Annotated in this window: 19 protein-coding genes, 1 tRNA gene and 1 other RNA gene; 13 read left to right on the plus strand and 8 right to left on the minus strand. The window is 69.1% G+C overall.

The window, feature by feature from the left end; all coding sequences use genetic code 11:
- Positions 1–7 precede the first annotated feature (7 nt).
- Positions 8–1,072: a TSUP family transporter gene (locus AC4GY7_RS08645; protein WP_491112994.1), complete on the minus strand. Its 1,065-nt coding sequence runs from the start codon at positions 1,070–1,072 to the stop codon at positions 8–10.
- Entirely contained in the window at positions 1,069–1,431 is a 363-nt protein-coding gene (locus AC4GY7_RS08650) for a hypothetical protein (protein WP_491112995.1), read from the minus strand. The genes AC4GY7_RS08645 and AC4GY7_RS08650 overlap by 4 nt, the downstream gene beginning before the upstream one ends.
- 334 nt (positions 1,432–1,765) lie before the next feature.
- Between AC4GY7_RS08650 and AC4GY7_RS08655 the strand changes: the two genes are divergently transcribed.
- The gene (locus AC4GY7_RS08655) at positions 1,766–1,930 is read left to right on the plus strand and encodes a hypothetical protein (RefSeq protein WP_491112996.1); all 165 of its coding nucleotides are present in this window, start codon (positions 1,766–1,768) and stop codon (positions 1,928–1,930) included.
- A 200-nt stretch (positions 1,931–2,130) separates the two neighbouring features.
- Here AC4GY7_RS08655 and AC4GY7_RS08660 read toward each other — a convergent pair.
- Together AC4GY7_RS08660 and recJ are read right to left on the minus strand one after the other, a co-directional pair.
- A tRNA-Glu gene (locus AC4GY7_RS08660) sits at positions 2,131–2,205 on the minus strand.
- A 50-nt stretch (positions 2,206–2,255) separates the two neighbouring features.
- Positions 2,256–4,010 carry a single-stranded-DNA-specific exonuclease RecJ gene (gene recJ, locus AC4GY7_RS08665; protein ID WP_491112997.1) on the minus strand — a complete coding sequence of 585 codons (1,755 nt, stop codon included), beginning with the start codon at positions 4,008–4,010 and terminating at the stop codon, positions 2,256–2,258.
- A 103-nt stretch (positions 4,011–4,113) separates the two neighbouring features.
- Between recJ and AC4GY7_RS08670 the strand changes: the two genes are divergently transcribed.
- From AC4GY7_RS08670 to AC4GY7_RS08680, 3 genes are all read left to right on the plus strand, one after another.
- Positions 4,114–5,763 (plus strand): DNA polymerase III subunit gamma/tau, encoded by a 1,650-nt coding sequence (locus AC4GY7_RS08670; protein ID WP_491112998.1) that lies wholly within the window; start codon positions 4,114–4,116, stop codon positions 5,761–5,763.
- Positions 5,760–6,083: a YbaB/EbfC family nucleoid-associated protein gene (locus AC4GY7_RS08675; protein WP_443583793.1), complete on the plus strand. Its 324-nt coding sequence runs from the start codon at positions 5,760–5,762 to the stop codon at positions 6,081–6,083. Before AC4GY7_RS08670 ends, AC4GY7_RS08675 begins: the two co-directional genes overlap by 4 nt.
- Before the next feature lie 77 nt (positions 6,084–6,160).
- Positions 6,161–6,409, plus strand: a complete 249-nt coding sequence (locus AC4GY7_RS08680; RefSeq protein ID WP_491112999.1) for a hypothetical protein — start codon at positions 6,161–6,163, stop codon at positions 6,407–6,409.
- Between the two features lie 123 nt (positions 6,410–6,532).
- Here the strand turns inward: AC4GY7_RS08680 and mtgA are convergent, their stop codons facing one another.
- The 4 genes from mtgA to AC4GY7_RS08700 all read right to left on the minus strand — a co-directional run bounded on the left by mtgA (position 6,533) and on the right by AC4GY7_RS08700 (position 10,481).
- Positions 6,533–7,207, minus strand: a complete 675-nt coding sequence (gene mtgA, locus AC4GY7_RS08685; RefSeq protein ID WP_491113000.1) for a monofunctional biosynthetic peptidoglycan transglycosylase — start codon at positions 7,205–7,207, stop codon at positions 6,533–6,535.
- 9 nt (positions 7,208–7,216) lie between these two features.
- Entirely contained in the window at positions 7,217–8,563 is a 1,347-nt protein-coding gene (locus tag AC4GY7_RS08690) for a flavin monoamine oxidase family protein (protein WP_491113001.1), read from the minus strand.
- 1 nt (position 8,564) lies between these two features.
- Positions 8,565–9,470, minus strand: coding sequence for an RNA polymerase sigma factor RpoH (gene rpoH, locus AC4GY7_RS08695; RefSeq protein WP_491113002.1), 906 nt, complete (start codon positions 9,468–9,470; stop codon positions 8,565–8,567).
- 63 nt (positions 9,471–9,533) lie between these two features.
- Positions 9,534–10,481: an RluA family pseudouridine synthase gene (locus AC4GY7_RS08700; protein ID WP_491113003.1), complete on the minus strand. Its 948-nt coding sequence runs from the start codon at positions 10,479–10,481 to the stop codon at positions 9,534–9,536.
- A gap of 17 nt (positions 10,482–10,498) precedes the next feature.
- Here AC4GY7_RS08700 and AC4GY7_RS08705 point away from each other — a divergent pair, with 17 nt between their 5' ends.
- From AC4GY7_RS08705 to rnpB, 9 genes are all read left to right on the plus strand, one after another.
- Positions 10,499–10,900 (plus strand): Mov34/MPN/PAD-1 family protein, encoded by a 402-nt coding sequence (locus AC4GY7_RS08705; protein ID WP_491113004.1) that lies wholly within the window; start codon positions 10,499–10,501, stop codon positions 10,898–10,900.
- Between the two features lie 80 nt (positions 10,901–10,980).
- Positions 10,981–11,625: a histidine phosphotransferase family protein gene (locus AC4GY7_RS08710; protein ID WP_443583786.1), complete on the plus strand. Its 645-nt coding sequence runs from the start codon at positions 10,981–10,983 to the stop codon at positions 11,623–11,625.
- A gap of 72 nt (positions 11,626–11,697) precedes the next feature.
- A complete protein-coding gene (locus AC4GY7_RS08715; RefSeq protein ID WP_491113005.1) occupies positions 11,698–13,992 on the plus strand; it encodes a chemotaxis protein CheA in 2,295 nt (764 codons plus the stop codon).
- Entirely contained in the window at positions 13,992–14,417 is a 426-nt protein-coding gene (locus tag AC4GY7_RS08720; RefSeq protein ID WP_443583784.1) for a chemotaxis protein CheW, read from the plus strand. Before AC4GY7_RS08715 ends, AC4GY7_RS08720 begins: the two co-directional genes overlap by 1 nt.
- 67 nt (positions 14,418–14,484) lie before the next feature.
- The gene (locus tag AC4GY7_RS08725; protein ID WP_443583783.1) at positions 14,485–14,850 is read left to right on the plus strand and encodes a response regulator; all 366 of its coding nucleotides are present in this window, start codon (positions 14,485–14,487) and stop codon (positions 14,848–14,850) included.
- A 16-nt stretch (positions 14,851–14,866) separates the two neighbouring features.
- A complete protein-coding gene (locus tag AC4GY7_RS08730; RefSeq protein WP_491113006.1) occupies positions 14,867–15,940 on the plus strand; it encodes a chemotaxis protein CheB in 1,074 nt (357 codons plus the stop codon).
- A complete protein-coding gene (locus AC4GY7_RS08735) occupies positions 15,937–16,779 on the plus strand; it encodes a CheR family methyltransferase (protein WP_491113007.1) in 843 nt (280 codons plus the stop codon). Before AC4GY7_RS08730 ends, AC4GY7_RS08735 begins: the two co-directional genes overlap by 4 nt.
- A gap of 42 nt (positions 16,780–16,821) precedes the next feature.
- On the plus strand, positions 16,822–17,511 hold the full coding sequence (locus AC4GY7_RS08740) for an N-acetylmuramoyl-L-alanine amidase (RefSeq protein WP_443583780.1): 690 nt from the start codon (positions 16,822–16,824) through the stop codon (positions 17,509–17,511).
- Between the two features lie 11 nt (positions 17,512–17,522).
- An RNA gene (gene rnpB, locus AC4GY7_RS08745) (RNase P RNA component class A) lies at positions 17,523–17,890 on the plus strand.
- Positions 17,891–17,937: the final 47 nt, after the last annotated feature.

Consider the following 17,937-nt stretch of genomic DNA (forward strand, 5'->3'; position numbering starts at 1 on the left):
GGGCGGATCAGTGGCCCGGCAGCGCACGGTTGCGTGGCGTGCCCTGGGGGGAGATTTCCAGCTTGCCGACCACCCCGTCGTGGCGACGGTAAACCTCGTAATACAGGCCGTTGCCGCGCACTTCCTCGATCATCACGATCGCGCCTCCGGCAGCGATCGTCGGCAGCGCCGCACGGACGGCGGGGGGAAGCTGCGCCGGCGCCAGCACCCGTTCGACGACGAGGCGCCCGTCATCCTCCCGCTCGATCGCAGCGCGGCGGGTGCCGCCCCAGTAGAGTTGTATTTCCCTCTCGTCGCCGGGTGCGACATAGGTGATCCAGGCGCGATGGATCGCCATGATCTGGCTGCCCGACAGGCTGAACATCGCCATGCCCGACGCCACCATCGCCACCAGTCCCGCGCGGCGGAACAGGCTCTCGCGCACCAGCGACAGGACACGCCGCGACGCAAGCGAGGCAAGCACGGCGGCGGCGGCGACCAGCCCGCCGGCGATCAGCGCCGAACGCGGCAACAGGCCGAAGGCAGCGTAGAGCGCGATCTTCAACAGGTGCAGCAACACCTCGTTGGTGGCGCGGGTGGCGACGATCTCGTCCTTGCTCAGCCCCATCCGGTAATAGGCACGGTTGAAGACGACACCGACCGCGCCGGTGAACCCCGACAGCAGGCCGGCGGCGGCGCCGAGCAGCGGCAGGCGCGCGAGCGGCAGCGGCGCCTCCGTATCCGGTGCCGGCTTGCGCCGGAACAGCGCGGGCAGGTTGAGCAGCAGGAAGCAGCCGAGCAGGAATTCGACGTACACCGCCTCGAACTGCGTCAGCAGCCACGCGCCGAGCGCCGCGGCCGGCAGCGCGGCAGGGACGAAGCGCCGCACGACATCCCAGCGGATGTGCGGGCGGAACAGCCAGATGCGTGAGAGCGAACTCGCCGCGGTGCCGATCGACAGCGCGCCGGGGATCGAGGCGACGGGCAGGATCAGGCGCAACAGCGGCACCAGCACCAGCCCGGCGCCGCCACCCGCCACGGCGCTGACGATGAAGGCGAGGAAGGCGGCGACGAAGACCAGGGCGACGATCACGCCGCCGCTCTAGCCGAGGCGATCAGCCGATGTCGCGGCAATAACGGACCGTTGCGGCCGGATTCTCCAGCTGCCTGTTCACCGTCCCTAAAAAAGCCGTCGCCGGTGGTTTGGCCGAGCACGGAACCGGTGCGCGGATCGATGAAAAGGTGCTCGCCGCCGTGCTGGCCCTTGGGCGGCGCCAGCGTCACCTCGGCCGCGGCCTGCGGATCGCGCCGGAGCACCACCCTACGAGCGCCCGCGCAACGCCGGCGATCAAGGCGGCGGAGGTGAGCGGCGCGGAGGGCACCAGCGTCGTTGAGGCGGACCGACGCCGATCCACTGTCGATCTCGCCGTCTTCCACGCGTTCAACCAGCATGCTCGCGCGACTGTGACCGCGGGGGTCCAGCGCCGTTTGTTGCTGCTTCTTTCCGTACCCGTCCGACAAAGCACGTGCGCATCATCGTCGTACGAAAATTTGTATTACGGAAACGCCCCGCTCGATTGTCTTACAAGGAACAGTCTGTGGCGGGAGGCAAAAGATGACGACGGTAGATAGTGCCCGGCCCCCGCCGCCGCCTCGCGATGACGCGAACAGAGCCCTCGCCGCCGGGTTTGGCAGCCTTTCGATCGGCACGCGCGGGCAATCTCACCGGTACGGCACGCATCGGCTCGCAGCCGGGCGCTAAGGCTTCTCCCAAATGGATGGGAAGATGAATATTCGCACCAAGGAAGCGCTGGATTATCTTCAAACGGCATTGGAGATCATCGATGCGGAGGGCATAATCATGGCCGGCTGCCATGTGCAGCACGCCATCGACCTTATCGGCTGCGAGGCTTTGCTCGGTTTGCCCTCCGCCCCACAGCCGCAGAACTAGCGATTGGACGTGTGCCGAGGACCGCTCACGGTCGACGCGCGGGCGTTGCGGCACATCCAAACGATAGGCCGGGGGAGGATAGGCGGATGGCAGCGTCGTGTCCGGTCCGGCGCCGCCAGGAAACCTGCCTATGCCACCGGAGACCTGAGCATCGGGAGAATGTATCTCAATCCACCATTCCCGCCATTGAAGTTGGGAAGTGGTGACCCCTACGGGAATCGAACCCGTGTTTCAGCCGTGAAAGGGCCGCGTCCTAACCGCTAGACGAAGGGGCCAGCGGGGGTGCTGCTAGAGGGGGGGCGGCGGTCGGTCAAGGGGCTTTTCGTCAATTTGCCCAGGCGGCGTCCTCGATGTGCAGTTCGGCGGCGGGGCGGCTGCCCCAATCGTCCAGCTTGGCGCGGCCGGCGAGCCACAGGCGGCGGTGCGGTGCGGCACCCAGCAGTGCCTGGCCGAGCGGAGTGTCCGCGGCGCGAAAGGCCATCGCCTTGAAACTGCGGCCATCGTCGCCGGCGACGATCGTTCGGACATGGCCGTTGCCGACCACGTCGGCCTTGATGATCCGCACCGGCCCGGCGGCAATCCGCGGCGCCGGCCAGCCCATGCCGTAGGGGCCGCCGACCTCGAGCGATTCGATGAGGGCGGGATTGATGCCGCCCGGCGCCAGCACCGTGTCGACCAGCAGCGCACGCTCGCCGATCGCGCGCTCGACGGCGGCGGCGAGGCGCTCTTCGAGGAAGGCGCTGAATTCAGCGATGCGATCCGCGGCGACGGTCAGCCCGGCCGCCATGGCATGGCCGCCGCCGGCGACGAGCAGGCCGTGATCCTTGGCGGCGAGCACCGCCGCGCCGAGGTCGACGCCGGCGATCGACCGGCCGGAGCCCTTGCCGAGGCCGGCGTCGTCGATCGCGATGACGATCGCCGGGCGGCCGAGTTTTTCCTTCAGCCGTCCCGCAACGATGCCGATTACGCCGGGATGCCAGCCTTCTCCGGAAACCACGGCGACGCTGCGATCGGTGCGGAGCAGCGCGTCGGCGGCCTGCTGCACGCCCGTTTCGATCAGGCGGCGTTCCTCGTTGAGGCGGTCCAGTTCCTCGGCGATGGTCCGCGCCTCGTCGGGGTCGCGCGTGGTGAGCAGGCGGACGCCCAGGTCGGCACGTCCGACCCGCCCGCCGGCGTTGATCCGCGGGCCGAGCGCAAAGCCGAGGTCGCTACACGTCGGCGCGCGGGTCAGCCGCGATGCGGCGATCAGCGCGGCAAGGCCGATATTGCGACGCTGCGCCATCACCTTCAGCCCCTGCGCGACGAAGGCGCGGTTGAGACCGCGCAGTTGCGCGACATCGGCGACGGTGCCGAGCGCGACGATATCGAGATGATCGATCAGCCGCGGCTCCGGCCGATCCGCGAAGAAGCCGCGCCCGCGCAAGGTGCGGACCAGCGCGGCGGCGAGCAGGAAGCAGACACCCACCGCGGCGAGATGGCCGTGCGCGGCGCCCTCGTCCTCGTCCAGCCGGTTGGGGTTCACCAGCGCGTGCGCGCGCGGCAAGGCGGCAGCGCATTTATGGTGGTCGACCACGACCACGTCGACCGGGTGGGCATGGGCCATCGCCAGCGCCTCGAACGCCTGCGCGCCGCAATCGACGGTGACGATCAGCGAAGCGCCCTCGCTCGCCAGCCGGACCAGTGCATCGCCCGACGGGCCATATCCTTCGAGCAGGCGATCGGGGATATAGGCGCGCGCCTCGATGCCGAGGTCGCGCAGTATCAGGATCATCAGCGCGGCCGAGGTGGCGCCATCGACGTCATAGTCGCCGAACACCGCGACGTGTTCGCCACGCTGCACCGCATCGGCGAGCCGTTCGGCGGCGCGATCCATGTCGCGGAACACGGAAGGGTCCGGCATGAAGCCGCGGATCGACGGCGCGCGATGCTGTTCGAGCGCCTCGCGCGGCGCCCCGCGGGCGAGCAGCAGCTGCGTGACGAGGTCGTCGGCGCCGAAGCCGTCGCGCGCGTCCGCGGCGAGGCTGCGCCAGTGCCAGGGCTGGCCGAGGATGGAGGAGGTTACGCCGAGTACGGGGGTCATGTCGCCGCGTATCTAGGGCAGGGGAGGCGGGGCGGCAAACCGTCGTGCCTCATCGACCCTGCCCTTCGACAGCGCGCGTGGCTGCGCCTATATGGGGCAGGCAATGGCCGATTCCTTCGATCTGGGCGAACCGCCGCAACCTGCGGCACAGGCGACCCCCTACCGCGTGCTGGCGCGCAAATACCGTCCGCAGACGTTTCGCGAACTGATCGGGCAGGATGCCATGGTCACGACGCTGGGCAATGCGATCAAGCGCGACCGGCTGGCGCACGCCTTCCTGATGACCGGCGTGCGCGGCGTGGGCAAGACGTCCACCGCGCGGCTGATCGCCAAGGCGCTGAACTGCATCGGTCCGGACGGGCAGGGCGGGCCGACGATCGATCCGTGCGGCGTCTGCGAACCCTGCCGCGCCATCGCGGAGGGGCGGCATATCGATGTGATCGAAATGGACGCCGCCAGCCACACCGGTGTCGACGACGTGCGCGAGATCATCGACGCGGCGCGCTATGCGGCGGTGTCGGCGCGCTACAAGATCTATATCGTCGACGAGGTCCACATGCTGTCCAAGAACGCGTTCAACGCGCTCTTGAAGACGCTGGAGGAGCCGCCCGCCCACGTCAAATTCCTGTTCGCCACGACCGAGGTGAACAAGGTGCCGATCACCGTGCTGTCGCGCTGCCAGCGGTTCGACCTGCGCCGCATTTCCGCCGAGCAGCTGGCGGCGCATTTCGCCTTCGTCTGCCGCGAGGAGGGCGTCGAGGCGGAAGCGGAGGCGCTGATGCTGATCGCACGCGCGGCGGAGGGATCGGCACGCGACGGGCTGTCGATCCTCGACCAGGGGATCGCGCATGCAGGCCTTGAAGGCGGCGCGGTGACCGCCGATGCGGTGCGGCAGATGCTCGGCCTGTCCGATCGCGGCGCGGTGCGCGACCTGCTGGCGCTGGTGCTGGCCGGCGATGCGGCGGCGGCGCTCGCCAGCCTGCGCCGGCAGTATGACTATGGCGTCGATCCGCAATCGGTACTGCGCGCGATGCTGGAGACGGTGCACGGCATCACGCTCGCCAAGGTCGGCACGGCGGAGGACCCGGCGCAGGCTGCCGAGGAACGCGCGGCGCGGGCCGAGTGGGCGGCCAAACTGTCCTTCCCCGCGCTCCACCGGCTGTGGCAATTGTTCCTGAAGGGGCATGACGAGGTCGCCAAGGCGGCGCTGCCGATCGAGGCGGCGGAGATGGCGCTGCTGCGCGCGATCCATGCCTCGTCGTTGCCGGATCCCGGCGAACTCGCGCGGCAGATCGCGACTGGCAAGGTCGGAGCGGCTCCGGCCGCGGCTGGCGTTCCAGCGGCACCGGCGCAGGGCACACCGGCCGCGGCCGAGCGGCCGGGGGTGCCCGCCGATTTCGCCGGTCTCGTCGCGATGCTGGAGGACAAGGGGCACCACGCGGTCGCCGCGCAGCTCGGCTATGGCGCGCGCGTGGTCCGTTACGAGGCGCCCGAACTGATCCTCAGCGGATCGCGGCCGATGTCCGCCGATACGCTGCGCGACGCCGCCGATGCGCTCAAGAAGACGACGGGGCAGGTTTGGAAGATCGCCTTGGAGGATGCGCCCGGCGCGCCTACCTTGCGCGAGCAGGACAAGGCGGCAGAAGAGGCGACGCGGCAGGCGATCCTCGATACGCCTTTGGTGAAGGCGGCATTCGCGGCCTTCCCGGAGGCGGAACTGGAAAGCTGGCCCGGCAAACGGAGTATCGCATGAAGAACCTCGATGAAATCCTCGCCATGGCGCAGAACGTGCAGAGCGAGTTGCAGAAGGCCCAGGACCAGCTCGACACGATCGAGGTCGAGGGCGTGTCCGGCGGCGGGCTGGTCAAGGTGAAGGCCAGCGCCAAGGGCCGCATCATCAACATCGCGATCGACGATTCGCTGATCGAAGTGTCCGAGAAGCAGATGCTCGAGGACCTGCTGGCGGCGGCGTTCAACGATGCGCGGGCAAAGGCGGATGCGGCGTCGGGTGCGGAAATGTCCAAGATGACCAGCGGCTTGCCGCTGCCACCGGGCTTCAAGCTGCCGTTCTGAACCGATCGTTACGATCGGGGAACAAGGCTGCCCGATATGGCGTTGCTGCCTCCATCATAACGACAGGAGGAGCAATCATGGTCGAAGAACGGATCGTCGAAACGCCCAACGGCTCGACCCATACGACGGTGATCGAGCGTCGCGGCGGCGGTGGCGGCGTGGCGATCGCCATCGTGCTGCTGATCGCGGTGCTGATCGGCGGCTATTTCCTGTTCGTCCGCCAGGGCAGCGAAACCGCGAAGAACAACGCGATCACCTCGGCCGCGAAGAGCGTAGAGAAGACGGCGGACAAGGCTGGCGGTGCGATCGACGGCGCGACCAAATAAGGCCGGCACCTCTCCTCGCCATCGGCCAGCGCGCGGGTGGCGAGGGCGTCCCGCTGGGGCGAGTGTCCGTCCCAGATCGCGAAGCGCGGGTGACACGCATCCCGCATGGGCGAGTCGCCGGTGCTATTTCAGGCAGGCATCCAGACCGCTACGCCGCACCACGCCGACATAGCGCGACAGCGCGTTGCCGTGCCGCCGCACGAAGCCATGCGGATCGATCGCCTCGCGCTTCTTGGGAAGCGGCAGCACCGCGGCGATGCGGCCCGCTTCGGTCGGCGACAGGCGCGAGGCGTCGTGGTGGAAATAGCGGAGCGCCGCCGCGTCGGCGCCATAGGTGCCGATGCCCGTCTCCGCGACGTTGAGATAGACTTCCATGATCCGCCGCTTGCCCCACAGGGTTTCGATCAGCACGGTGAAATAGGCCTCGAACGCTTTGCGGATGTAGCCGCCGCCCTGGAACAGGAAGACGTTCTTGGCGGTCTGCTGGCTGATCGTGGAGCCGCCGCGCAGGCGCTTGCCTTGCGCGTTGCTGTAGGCAGCGCTGGCGATGCCTTTCCAGTCGAAGCCGTGATGTTCGCAGAAGCGGGCGTCCTCCCCGGCGATGGCGGCGCGCGGCATGTCGGGGTCCATCGCCGACAGGGGCATCCACTGCTTGGTGACGCTGCGGCCGGAGAGCAGGTCGCCCGCCATCGTCCAGGTGAAGGGGACGGGCACGAAGCGGTAGAGGCCGACCCAGAGCACGCTGACGATCACGAAGACCAGCGCGATCTTGGCGAGGATGCGGAGGATGCGAAGCATGGCCGATCCTTACGGTGCGGTCGTGGCGCCCTTCAAGCCCAGGATCGTGTCCGCTGCCGCTACGCCGGTCGCGTAGGCGCCATGCGCGGTGGAGAAATCGCTCGAGGAGCAGGCTTCGCCGGCGAAGAACAGGCGGTCGTCGACCGGCGCGGCAAGTACGGCGCGGGCACCGGCGTGGCCGACGGCGGCATGGCTGTAGCTGCCGTGGATGTACGCCGCTTCGCGCCAGCGGGTCGCACCGAGCGGCGCGAGGCGGCGACGCCAATCGGCACCGAGCAGCGCGACGAGTTCCTCGATCGCAAAGGCGATCGCCGCAGTCCGATCGGGCATCGCTTCCGCGCACGATCCACCGAAGAAGCTTTCGATGATCGGCAGGCCGAAGGGCGACAGGCGGTGGCTGGCGGTGCAGCTGCTGTGCGGGTTGCCGGTGAGATGGGCATGCGCCGGCCATTCGGGGCGATCGACCGCCAGGAACACCTTGTCGGCGAGGCCGAGCGGCAGCGATGCGGCGGCGTCCTGCTTGCCATGGAGCGGCGGGTCGAAGCGGATGGCGGCATAAGCCGTGGTCGGGATGGCGAGGATCACGCGATCCGCCGTGATCGTGCCGGCGGGTGTGTCGAGGCGGATCGTTTGCCCGCTGCGGTCGATGCGGGTCACAGGCGTATCGAGGCGCACGGGCAGGCCCTCCGCGTAACGTGCGATCAACCGGCCGTAGCCGGAGGGGATCGCCCAATTGTCTTCGGTCGCCGCATCTTCATAGGCCGCCCAGTCGTGGAGCGACACGCGGGAAAGCGGCGCGCCATTGGCATAGCCCGAGATGGCATCGATCATCGGTCGCCACGGATCGTCCGCCGCCACGAAGGCGGAGAGCGGCTGATCCGGTCCGCCCATCGCGGCATGAGCGGCGGTTTCGAAACGCTCGTACGCTGCGCCGAAGGCGTGCTGTTCCGCTGGCGGAAAGCCGAGGTCGCGCCATTGCACGCCCCAATTGGGCGACGATCGGTCGATCGACACGCCCCGGTGTTCGGCAATGGCAGTCCAGGGATTACGCCCGGCGGAATGGAGCCAGCCGCAGCCGAAATCGACGGTGACGGTGTCATGCGCACCGGCACCCGCACCCGTCACCCCAGCGAAAGCTGAGGTGACGGCAGGAGCGGACGATGATGCATATTGCGGTAGAGCCGCGCAGCTACGCCAATCCGGCAGCACCAGCGCCTCGGTCCGCGCCCGACCGCCCAGCCGGTCGCCCGCTTCGATCAGCAACACCTCTGCGCCCGCATCGTACAGGCGGCGCGCGGCGGCGATGCCGGCCGCACCGCCGCCGACGACGACGGTGAGGCCGTTCGCCGCCGTCACGTCAGGCGGCGGCGAGCAGGCGCTTTTCGCCGGCGATGCGCATCATCGCCTTTTGCAGCTTCTCGAACGCGCGCACCTCGATCTGGCGGACGCGTTCGCGGCTGACGCCATAGACCTGGCTCAGCTCCTCCAGCGTCTTGGGATCGTCGGTCAGGCGGCGTTCGGTGAGGATGTGCTTCTCGCGATCGTTGAGGTCGTCCATCGCGCTGACCAGCATGGTGTGGCGAACGTCCGCCTCCTGCTGGTCGGCGACGACCGCGTCCTGCAACGGCGCATCGTCCTGCAGCCAGTCCTGCCACTGGCCCTCGCCATCCTCGCGCATCGAGACGTTGAGCGACGTGTCGCCGCCCATCGCCATGCGGCGGTTCATGCTGACCACATCGCTTTCCGCGACGCCCAGGTCGGTGGCGATCTTGGTGATATGTTCGGGCTTGAGGTCGCCGTCCTCGAACGCGTCGAGCTTGGACTTCATCCGCCTGAGGTTGAAGAACAGCTTCTTCTGCGCCGCGGTGGTACCCATCTTCACCAGGCTCCACGAGCGCAGGATATATTCCTGGATCGAGGCGCGGATCCACCACATCGCATAGGTGGCGAGGCGGAAGCCGCGGTCGGGCTCGAACTTCTTGACGCCCTGCATCAGGCCGATGTTGCCCTCGCTGATGAGTTCGGACGTCGGCAGGCCATAGCCGCGATAGCCCATCGCGATCTTGGCGACGAGGCGCAGGTGGCTGGTGACGAGCTGCGCCGCCGCCTCCGTATCGCCATGCTCCTGGAAGCGCTTGGCGAGCATATATTCCTGCTCGGGTTGCAGGATGGGGAATTTCTTGATCTCGGCGAGATAGCGGTTGAGGCTCTGCTCTCCGCCGAGGGCAGGAATCGTCGCAGGGACGTTGCTGCGGGCTGCCATGATCTGATCTCCCTTGTCTTGCGGAGGCATTCCTACCGCAGCGCGGTAACGAACGGCTCGACCCTATACGTGAAGCTCGGTGAACAGTTCCTGCATGTCAGCAGGCATCGGGCTATCGAAGGCCAAAGCGGTGCTTTTCACCGGATGGATGAACCCCAGATGCGCCGCGTGCAAGGCCTGCCGGCGGAAACCGAGGGCTTCGAGAAGCGCCTTTTGAGCACTCTTTGTTCTACCATAAACCGGGTCGCCAAGCAAGGCATGACCGATCGACGCCATGTGGACGCGCACCTGGTGCGTCCGCCCGGTCTCCAGCCGGCATTCGATTAGCGCCGCCTCGTGCAGTCGCTCGATCGTGCGATAATGCGTCACCGCGCGCTTGCCGCCGGCGACGATGGCGATCTTCTTGCGGTTGGTCGCCGAGCGCGCGAGCGGGGCGTCGACCTTGCCTTCCGCCGGCCGCGGAAAGCCGCCGACGATCGCGCGATAACGCCGGTCGATGCTGTGATCGTGGAACTGCCGGGCCAGCCCCTCGTGTGCGCGGTCCGTCTTGGCGGCGACCATCAGCCCCGACGTATCCTTGTCGATGCGGTGAACGATACCGGGGCGCGCGACGCCGCCGATCCCGGAGAGGCTGCCGTCGCAATGGTGCAGCAGCGCATTCACCAGCGTTCCGTCGAGATTGCCCGCCGCCGGGTGCACGACCAGACCGGCAGGCTTGTCGATGACGATCAGGTGCTCGTCCTCATAGGCGACGACCAGCGGGATATCCTGCGCCTCGTTGTGCGGCAGCGTCGGGTTGGGCACCGCCACCGCCAGCCGGTCGCCGGCACTGGCGCGCTTGGCCGGATCGCGCACCATCTGCCCGTCGCGGGTCACCGCGCCGCTGGCGATCAGCACCTTTAGCCGCTCGCGCGACAGGGTGGGCACCGCCTCGGCCAGCGCACGATCCAGACGCCATCCGTCGGATTGTGGCGCGATCGTCGCTTCGATGATGGAAACCCCCCGGTCCATACGATAGCGATGTGGGGATGACGGTGCAGATTGCAAGCGCGCTCCTCCAGCAGATCGTCGATGCGGCGGCCGCATCTCCGCAGGCCGAGGTGTGCGGATTGCTGTTCGGCACGCCGCACGCGATCACCGCAGTCGCGGCGTGCGCCAACGTCGCCGCCGATCCGGCGCGGCACTTCGAGATCGATCCCGCCGCGCTGTTGGCCGCGCACCGGGCGGCGCGAAACGGGGCGGCGGCGGTCGTCGGCCACTATCATTCGCATCCCAGCGGCCACGCCGTGCCGTCGCCGCGCGACGCCGCGGCCGCCGCGCCCGACGGTTCGCTGTGGCTGATCACGGCGGGGGGTGAGGTGCGCGCCTGGCGCGCGGTGGACGGGGGACCGGTGGCAGGACGGTTCGAAGAGGTCGCGTTGCGCGGCTGACCGCGCCGGCCCGAACGGACCCGGCTTGCGTCCGCGACTCAACCCCGCCACATCTGTGCGCGATCATTCAGGGGAATTGCATGTCCGTCAGCCCGGTCGATTTCGCCAGCCTGCTGTGTTCGCGGCTGTGCCACGACCTGCTCTCGCCGGTCGGTGCGCTCAACAACGGGCTGGAGCTGCTCGGCGACGAGAACGACCCCAACATGCGCGACCGCGTGTTCCAGCTGTTGAGCGAAAGCGCCCGCGCGTCCGCCAACAAGCTCAAGTTCTTCCGCCTCGCCTTCGGTGCGGCGGGCGGCTTCGGCGAACAGGTCGACAGTCGCGAGGGCAAGACGGCGATCGAGGGGCTGCTCGCCGACAACAAGCGCACCACCTTCAACTGGTGGGTCGAGGCGGAGACGCTGTCGAAGCCCGCACTGAAGGTGATGCTCAACCTGGCGCTGATCGCCAGCGAGGCGCTGGTCCGCGGCGGCACGCTCGATGTCGGCGGCGAGGAGAATGGCGGCCACCTGGAGGTCGTCGTCAAGATCGAGGGGCCGCGGATCATCCTCGATCCCGAATTGCGCCAGACGCTGACCGACGGCGAGCGCGAGACGGGCGTGACCCCGCGCGCCGCGGCCGCCTATCTTGTCCATACGCTGGCGACGCAGGCCGGTGGTTCGGTGCAGATCAGCGAGCCTGCCGACAATGTCATGATCTTCGGCGCGAGCTTCGCGGGCGGCTGACCGCGAGGCGCCAGTAAACGCCCCTTTAACCCCTGATCGGCCATCACCCCGCTGCGACAATCGCGGGGGACTATGGACGACCTGCTGCAGGAATTCATTGCCGAGACGCGGGAGACTCTGGAATCGCTGTCCGGAGAGATCGTGGCGTGGGAAGCGGCGCCGACCGACCGCGCGCGGCTGGATGCGATCTTTCGCTTCGTCCACACGGTGAAGGGCAGCTGCGGGTTCCTGGACCTGCCGCGGCTCGCGCGGCTGAGCCATGCCGCCGAAGACGTGCTGGCGGCGGTGCGCGACGGCCATCGCGCGCCCGACACCAACCTGGTCAACGCGGTGCTCGCGATCGTCGACCGGATCGGCGAGATCGTCGAGGCGATCGATTCGGGCGCGGCGCTGGACGATTCGAGCGAGGACCTGCTGATCGCCGCGTTGGCCGAGGATGCGCAGCCCGTCGCGCAGGCGCAGCCTGCCGCGGTGGTACGCACCGCCAACCGATCGGTGCGGCTCAACGTCGACCTGCTCGACCGGATGATGAGCGGCATGTCGGAGATGGTGCTCGCCCGCAACGAGCTCGCCCGCCGGCTGCGCGACGAACAGGTCGACCCGCAGGTCGAGGCGGCGCTGGAGCGGCTGTCGCTTACCGTCGCCGAGATGCGCGACACCGTCACCCGCACCCGCATGCAGAAGATCGATGCGCTCTTTTCGGCACTGCCGCGCATGGTGCGCGATACCGCGGCCGAACTGGGCAAGCAGGTCGCGCTGACCATCGACGGGTCCGACGTCGAACTGGATCGCGAGATGATCGAGCTGATGCGCGATCCGCTGGTCCACATCATCCGCAACGCGGTGGACCACGGCATCGAGCCACCGGCCGACCGCCGCGCCGCAGGCAAGCGCGAGGCGGGGCGGCTGCTGGTGTCGGCACGCCAATCGGGCAACCAGATCCTGATCGAGATCGCCGACGACGGCCGCGGCATCGATGTCGACCGGCTCGTCGCCAAGGCCAAGGCGCAGAAGCTGTTCGGCGAGGCCGAACTGGCGGCGATGGACATGGCGGCGCGGCTGGACCTGATCTTCCACGCCGGCCTGTCGAGCCGCGATGCGGTCACCGCCATTTCGGGTCGCGGCGTCGGCATGGACGTGGTGCGCGCCAACATCGAGCATATCGGCGGCCGCGTCCACCTGGCCAACCAGCCGGGCAAGGGGCTGGCCATCGTCATCTACGTGCCGCTGACGCTGTCGATCATGTCGACCATCGTCGTCGGCGTCGGCGGTCAGCGCTTCGCCATCGCCCGCCAGTCGGTGGACGAGATCCTGCGCGTGCGCGGCGAGGCGGTGCGGATCGACCGGATCGGCGACGCCGAGGTCGCGACGGTGCGCGGGCGGCGCCTGCCGCTGGTGTCGCTCGGCCGGCTGCTCGGCATCGGCGACGGCGACGAGCGGACGCTGGCGATCGTCTCCACCCGCGATGGCGACTATGCGCTGGCGATCGACCAGGTGATCGATACCGAGGAACTGGTGGTGAAACCCGCCGCGCCCGCGGTGATGGCGACGGGCGTCTATGCCGGGCAGACGCTGCCCGATTCGGGCCTGCCGATGCTGCTGCTCGACGGGTCCGGCATCGCGACGATGGCGGGCCTGCGGTTCCATCGCAGTACCGCCGCCGACGAGGAGCAGGAGGCGCCGGACCATGCCGAAGGCGTCGCGGCGCTGATGTTCGAGGATCTGGACGGCCAGCGTCGCGTGCTGCCGCTCGCCGTGATCGACCGGGTGGAGCCGGTGGCGACCGACGCGATCCGCTTCACCGCCGGGCAGATGCGCCTGGCGATCGGTAGCAACCTGGTGCCGCTGCATTCCGCCGCGCCGATCGGCGAGCGGGCGGAGGTGCCGGTGCTGCGCCTGACCGACGGGATGAGCGAGATCGCCTATGCCATCCACGAACCCGTCGAGATCGTCCACCTGCCGACCGCCATCGCCCCGGCGCGCGGGGCGGGGCCGGTCGCTGGCGTGGTGATGATCGAGGGCGAACAGGTCGAACTGCTCGACGCCCATGCGCTGTTCGCGGGCGAATCGCTGGGCAATGCCGGCCGGCGGCTGTGCTGGCTGCAGGCCGACGGCAGCGGCTGGATGGAAACGTTCCTGCGCCCGATGCTGGAAGCGTCGGGCTATCGCTGCGTGGCGCAGCCCCCGGCCGACGGGCCTGCCGATGTCGCGCTGGTGATGGACGATGCGCCGGTCGCGCCCGCCGCCGCGCGCAACATCGTCCGGCTGCGGCGCGAGGTCGCCGCCGCGGCGGGGACCGGCAGCGTCTATCGTTACGATCGCGCCGGTCTGCTCGATGCGCTGGCGCATGCGGTGGAGGCACGCTGATGGAATTGTTCCTGATCGCTCATATCGCCGGGCGCGGCGTCGCGATCGAAACCGGACAGGTCGATTCGGTGGTCGATATCGCCGATGTCGTCGCGGTGCCGCGGACCGAAGCGGCGGTGCGCGGGCTCGTCGCGCTGCGCAGCCGGGTGGTGACGGTGATCGACACCGGCACCGCGCTGGGCCTCGAACCTTCGCCGGACACCGGCCGGCGCGCGGTCATCACCCGCGTCGACGGGCATCATTATGCGATCCTGGTCGATTCGCTGGAGGACGTCGCCCTGTTCGAACGCCAGCCGCTCTCGTCCGGCCTCGCACTCGATCGCGGCTGGGCCGATGTCGGCGTCGGGCTGGTCGAGCGCGACGGCGAACCCATGCTGATCGTCGATCTTGCGGCGCTCGTGCCCCAGCCTGCGCTCGCGGCTTAACGCGACGCTTACGCTTGGCCGTTACCACCATCCCTTGCGATTACCCGCTCGTGAAGAAAGCCCATCCATGAAGACCTGCCTCGTCGTCGACGATTCGAAGGTGATCCGCAAGGTCGCCCGCCACATCCTGGAAACGCTGGACTTCACCGTCACCGAGGCGTGCGACGGCCGCGAGGCGCTGGACGCCTGCCTCGCCTCGCCGCCCGACGTGATCCTGCTCGACTGGAACATGCCGGTGATGAGCGGCATGGATTTCCTGCGCGCGCTGCGCGATGCCAGCATCGCCTCGCGCCCCAAGGTGGTGTTCTGCACCACGGAAAACGGCATGGCCTATATCCGCGCCGCGATCGAGGCGGGCGCCGACGAATATGTCATGAAGCCGTTCGACCGCGACACGCTGGAATCGAAGCTCCAGATCGTCGGCATGGCCTGAGGCGGGGAGAACCCCGATGGCGACCGCGTCGCGATCCCTGCTGGCGGAGCCGCCCCACCCGCGCGTCCTGATCGTCGACGATTCGGCGGTGGCGCGTGCCGTGATGGAGCGGATCATCGGTGCGACCGGCCGCTTCGTCGTCGCAGCCAGCGTCAGCACCGCGGCCGCGGCGCTGACGTTCCTGGCGCGCGAGCGGGTCGCGTTCGTGCTGCTCGACGTGCAGATGCCCGGCGTCGACGGCTTGACCGCGCTGCCGGACCTGATCGCCGCCGGGCAGGGCGCCCGCGTGCTGATCGTCTCCGGCCAGGCGAGCGAAGGGGCCGTCACGACGGTGCAGGCGCTGGCGCTGGGCGCGGCGGACACGCTGCTGAAGCCGGGCACCGGCGAGCGCATGGGCCAGTTCGGCGACGCGCTGATCGACAAGCTCGACCGGCTGAGCGACGGCGATGCGCCGCCGGCACCGCCGATGCCGGCCCCGCGCCCGCCCGCGCCGAAGCCGCGCGCCGCGAGCGAGGATTACGACGTGGTGGCGATCGGCGCCTCGACCGGCGGCATACACGCGCTCACCCTGATGCTGCGCGCGATCCCGGCGGAGTTCCGGCTGCCGATCCTCATCACCCAGCATCTGCCCGCATCCTTCATGCCCTATTTCGCGGCGCAGATCGCGGTGATCGCGAACCGGCCGTGCGAGGTGGCGGTCGACCGGCTGCGGCTGCGCCCCGGCCGCATCGTCGTCGCACCGGGGGAGGCGCACATGCGCTGCGTGCCGCTGGCGGACGGATCGACCGCAATCCGGCTCAGCGCCGAACCGAGCGCCAGCGGCTGCATGCCGTCGGTCGACCCGATGTTCGCCTCGATGGCCGGGGTGTTCGGCCCGCGCATGCTCGCCGTCGTGCTGAGCGGCATGGGCCGCGACGGTGCCGAGGGCGCACGGCAGGTGCATCAGGCGGGGGGATGCGTGGTGGTGCAGGATCAGGCGAGCTCGGTGATCTGGGGCATGCCGCGCGCGGTCGCCGACGGCGGCTATGCCGATGCGGTGATGAGCCCCGAGGCGATCGGCCGGCTGGCCGCGGCAAGGGCGCGGCCATGACCGGCGCGGCGCCATCCCAGGTCGCGCTCAACGTCTTCGGCGCCTTGCTGGAGGCGCGGACCGGGCAGCAGATCTCCAGCTACCGGTCGTGGCGGGTCGACACCGCGTTGAAGCCGTTGCTGCGCGAGCGCGGGCTCGACACGCTCGACCAGCTGGTGGCGTTGCTGCTCGACGGGCAGGATGCCGGCGTCGGCGACCAGATCGTCGATGCGCTGCTGAATGGCGAAACCTCGTTCTTCCGCGATGCGCCGGTGTTCGACATGGTGGTGCAGGCAGTCGAGGCAGCGGAAGCGCAGGGGCGGCGCGCGCGGATCTGGTGCGCCGGCTGTTCGACCGGGCAGGAGCCCTTGTCGCTCGCCATGCTCTTCGCCGAGCGGGCGGAAGCCGGGCGGCCGATGCCGGAGATCGTCGCCACCGACGTCTCCGACGCCGCGGTGGTGCGCGCTCGTGCCGGCAAATACAGCCAGTTCGAGATCCAGCGCGGCCTGCCGATCCGGCGGATGATGCGCTGGTTCGAATCGGATGGCGCCGATTGGGCGGCGCGGCCGGAGCTCACCCGGCTGGTGTCGGTGCGCCGGCACAATCTGGTCGCCGACCGGCCGCTGGCGGGGCAATTCGACGTGCTGCTGTGCCGCAATGTCCTGCTCTACCTGTCGGCGGGGACCAAGGCGCAGGTCTTCGACCGCTTCGCCGGGGCGGTGCGGCCGGGGGGCATCCTGGTGCTGGGCGCCGGCGAGACGGTGATCGGGCAGACGACCGCCTTCGAACCGAGCCGGGCCTTGCGCGGCTTCTACGAGCGCACCGGCGCGCTGGCCAAGACGGGACGGGTCGCCGCCTAAGTCCCCCTTACGCGTGCCGGCAGGCTCGGCTAAGACGTGAGCATGACCATCCTCGACACGCCCTCGCCGAACTTCGACGAGCGGACGCTGCCGATCAGCATGATCGTGCTTCATTACACCGGAATGCAGGACGGACCGTCCGCGCTGGCGCGGCTGCGCGATCCCGAAGCGAAGGTGTCGGCGCATTACCTGGTCGAGGAGGACGGCACCGTCTGCCGGCTGGTCGCGGAAACGCAGCGCGCGTGGCATGCGGGCCGATCGCACTGGCGCGGGGTGACCGACGTCAATTCGGCGAGCGTCGGCATCGAGATCGTCAATCCGGGGCACGAATGGGGCTATCGCCCCTTTGCCGAGGAACAGATCGACGCGCTGGTGCCGCTGGTCGCGGCGATCAAGGAGCGGCACGGCATCACCCGCGGCAACGTGGTCGGCCATTCGGATATCGCGCCGACCCGCAAGCGCGACCCCGGCGAGCTGTTTCCCTGGGCGCGGCTCGCCAGGCTGCGGCTGGCGCTGCCGCGGCCGACGCGCAACCTGATGGACCCGCAGTGGACGCAGGGCGGATTCCTGCTGGCGCTGGAGCGGTTCGGCTATGACGTCGCCGAGCCGATGGCGGCGATCATGGCGTTCCAGCGCCGGTTCCGCCCCGAGCTGATCGATGGCGAGATCGACGCCGAATGCCGGATGATCCTGCTCGCGCTGCTGCTTCCCAAACCGCAGGGGGATGAGTAAGGACCCGCGGGTCAGAGGGTCGGGCGGCCGCGGGCACCTTCGGGTGCGCGAGGAAAGTCCGGGCTCCGCGGAACGACGGTGCCGGGTAACGCCCGGCGGGGGCGACCCCAGGGACAGTGCCACAGAGAGCAGACGGCGACGGCTTCGGCCACGCCAGGGTGAAAGGGTGCGGTAAGAGCGCACCGCGCGACCGGTAACGGAAGCGGCATGGCAAACCCCACCGGGAGCAAAACCGAATAGGGACGGCATACGGGCTTCGTTCCAGCTCGTCGTCCGGGTTGGTTGCTGGAGGCGGCGCGCAAGTGCCGTCCTAGAGGAATGGTCGCTCATTTCCCTATGTGGGAAAGGACAGAACCCGGCTTACAGACCCTCTGGCATTTCCCGCTTGCCTGTTCCACGCTCGCGCCGGGCATAGGGGGGGGGGGA

Source organism: Sphingomonas sp. SP5 (assembly GCF_058313455.1).